At 30.4% G+C, this 3,026-nt stretch carries 4 protein-coding genes; 1 reads left to right on the top strand and 3 read right to left on the bottom strand.

Going from position 1 to position 3,026, the window contains the following annotated elements; translation table 11 throughout:
• A partial coding sequence (locus tag BXY82_RS15550) for a hypothetical protein (RefSeq protein ID WP_208293713.1) occupies positions 1–188 on the top strand: 188 nt, incomplete at its 5' end.
• 399 nt (positions 189–587) lie between these two features.
• Here the strand turns inward: BXY82_RS15550 and BXY82_RS15395 are convergent.
• The 3 genes from BXY82_RS15395 to BXY82_RS15385 form a co-directional block, all read right to left on the bottom strand.
• Positions 588–1,331: an AbiV family abortive infection protein gene (locus BXY82_RS15395; protein WP_166643318.1), complete on the bottom strand. Its 744-nt coding sequence runs from the start codon at positions 1,329–1,331 to the stop codon at positions 588–590.
• Positions 1,332–1,379: 48 nt separating this feature from the next.
• Positions 1,380–1,871 carry a hypothetical protein gene (locus BXY82_RS15390; RefSeq protein WP_133759110.1) on the bottom strand — a complete coding sequence of 164 codons (492 nt, stop codon included), beginning with the start codon at positions 1,869–1,871 and terminating at the stop codon, positions 1,380–1,382.
• A 280-nt stretch (positions 1,872–2,151) separates the two neighbouring features.
• On the bottom strand, positions 2,152–2,931 hold the full coding sequence (locus BXY82_RS15385; protein WP_133759109.1) for a hypothetical protein: 780 nt from the start codon (positions 2,929–2,931) through the stop codon (positions 2,152–2,154).
• Positions 2,932–3,026 lie beyond the last annotated feature (95 nt).

Raw genomic sequence — 3,026 nt, 5'->3', positions numbered from 1 at the left:
CGACGAAGGAGATTTGTTCCACTTCAACAATGCCAGGAACACATTTGTCAAAATTTAATGGAGAAAAGGCTTGTTTTTTGCCTCAGTTCTTTGTTGTGTACAGGCTTTTTATTATTTGTCTGAGTAAGTTCCGCTGGCAATGTTCCATTCAGATTGGTTTTATTTTATCCGCAACGATTCCAACCTGATTGATTTATTTTTTTACCCGCAACGATTCCGTCCGAGTAAAGTCCGTTGAGTTTTTTCCGTTCAGATTGGTTTTATTTTACCCACAACGATTCCGACCAGATTGGTTTGTTTTTTTACTCGCAACGCTTCCGTCCGAGTAGTTTTTGTTGGAGAAGTAGCTCGTCAAAACAATTTTATTTCAGATAATATCTGGCTTAAAAAACCAAAAAATTTTTCTTAAAAACTGCTTTGTTTTATTCGGCTCGGCTCAGCTTGTACACAACGTTTATGTATATGAGGTGTGGCGTGTTTCGGCACGAACCTCTCCAGATAAAAACTGGCTTTGGAAAATCCGCAGGATTTTCCAAGTGAGGACAAACCAAGCCATAGCTTATATACGGTGTTGTAAATAGTGCTTATTAATCTTTTTTTAATTCAATTCCATATTTTAGTTTAATAAACTCAATTATTTCTTCTGGTGGATTATCAATTATACTTTGTGTGTCAAGATTTTTAGATGCTTTTTTTATTCCGTCAAATTCCTCCATTCCAACTTTTAAAAAAACTTTAGCAACATTTAGTCTAATTTCAGCTACGAACTTTATTTCATCAGTTATTTCTTTTGTTATTGTTTCTTTAGGTGAAATGAACTTATTATTAGAAATATCGGTATAAAGACTTCTGTTTTTATAGTCGTTTAGTTGACTCAAATGTTTGTCAAATAAAAAATATTGATAGATTAACTTTTTCTTAATTCGAACATCGTTGTTCAAAAATGAGAATATTAAGTCAATTCCGTTAGAACTCACAGTTTTCTGTTTATGACTTAAAAATGATTTCTTAAAAACCTTAAATTCATTTTCGTTGTTATAATCTTTATCTAAAACAAAAGAATATATTAAAGAAGCTTTACCAATTTCTTCTATTGACAATTGATACAAAGTATAAGCACGTTGATATCGTTCTAAATTAAATAAGATTTCTGCATCATCAAAAAGGTCTTTCGCATTAGAAAGTGATTTGGAAATTCCGTCAAAATATTGTTCTAAATTCAATTCTGTTCTGGCATTATTTACAACGTTTATGTATATGAGCTGTGGCGTGTCTCGGCACAGACCTTTCCTGATAAAAACTGGCTTTGGAAAATCCGCAGGATTTTCCAAGTGAGGACTGACCAAGCCATAGCTTATATACGGTGTTGTAAAACGTTTTTATTTGTCATATTCTTTTTCAATATCAAAGTTCGTTAAAGTTCCAATTGGTAGTGGAATATTGCTATATTCAGTTGGCACCAATGTATAGATTTCGATTTGTCCGATGTTGTTTTTTAAAAGAAATGGCTTTAAAGAATTAACTAAATATTCATTAAAATCTTTATCGTAATTTCCTTTGTCAAGTGAAGATGAATAATCGTATTCAAGTCTGTTGTCCACTTTAACAGTTAATGTATCTATTTCAGGACCAATAAAAACAATCCTTTCCGTAGTTCTGTTTAGAAATTCGGTTATGACTGAATCTTTGAGTTTGCTTATTGATTTTAGTAATGAGTTGTTAAATTCAAATTCAGAATCAGAGTAAGTGGGTTTTTTGAATTTCGAGTTTGAGTCAGAAAAAATCAGATTAGTATTTGATTTTTTAATAATCTCATTTCTTTGATAATTCCGATACCCTTTATAACCCAAATATGATAATCCGATTATCACAATTAGTAAAGCAAAATATTTTATGTTATTTCTGTTTCTCAAATTCTGACTAACGTCAAATTTACTATAATTTTCCTACCCAAAAATTTTACTCGTTAGCTCAAGAAATTAACGGGTTTTTCGTGTGTGGGGAATGTTTTACAACGGTTTTGTGTATGATTTCGTTGCGTGTTTCAGCAACTAATTTAGCAAATACAAACCGAATAGAAAATCCGCAAGGATTTTCGTAAGTAGGCGAGTACTAGCAATGAATTATACACGTTGTTGCCCACAGTTATTTTTAAGATTCATTTTCGTAAATTTCCTTAAATTCTATATCTTCGGTATAATCTGGTAAATTTGTTTTGCTCTTTTCTTTCGAAATTATTTTAATCTTATTGTCTATTAAAATCGCCTTTGTAATTCTATAGATAATTTCTTTTTTAGGTTTCTCAATTAATGTAATTCCGATATAATTCGGAAGGTCTTTCTCTTTTACATTTACAGTTTGATTTTCTGTTATGTAACCATTTCTTTTTTCTCCATTAGGTAAGAAATATTCGAATCTAATTGATGCTAAATTTTTCCGATTCGGAATTTGATTGTATGGAATTTTTAAACTAAAATCATTTTCCAATTCCATTTTGAGTTTAACATCTTTAAAATCCGAGTCGAAATCATAAACGAATTTGATTTCAATATGTTTGTCAGATAGTTTTGATTTTTTATCAGTTCCGAATTCAAGATGATAATATTCGTTTTTATTTTTATTCGAAAAGGTAAATCGCGCATCACTTTCTACGATTTCATATTGTTCTGAAAAAATAAGAGTATCGTTTTTCCTTTCCCAAGTTCCTTTATGCTCTCTCCAAGTCAAACAACTTGATGGAATAGGAAAACTCCGAAATTCAAATTCGTTTTTTGAGGTCAGTGTAATTTCACTTATTCTATTATCAATTACCCAAGGATTAACAGAACTATCATTAACTCTTTCATTATTCACATAGGAAATCGGTGTTTTTTGTCCAAATACAAACTGTCCAATTAGTAGAGAAAATATGATAGCAAAGATGTTTTTCATAATGTTCGTTAAGATACATGCTTTACAAAAGTTATAGATTAGAGTTTACACTAAATTAGTTTCTAACCTTACTGATTTTTCTTTAGTTCTTAATT

The sequence above is a fragment of the Gelidibacter sediminis genome (assembly GCF_004364975.1).
GTDB lineage: Bacteria > Bacteroidota > Bacteroidia > Flavobacteriales > Flavobacteriaceae > Gelidibacter > Gelidibacter sediminis.
The sequence above is the reverse complement of the archived record's forward strand: the minus strand, read 5'-3'. Positions and strand labels throughout refer to the sequence as shown.

Excerpts from the sequence above, each read along its gene's own strand:
- BXY82_RS15385 (WP_133759109.1), bottom strand. The coding sequence starts at position 2,931 with ATGAAAAACATCTTTGCTATCATATTTTCTCTACTAATTGGACAGTTT.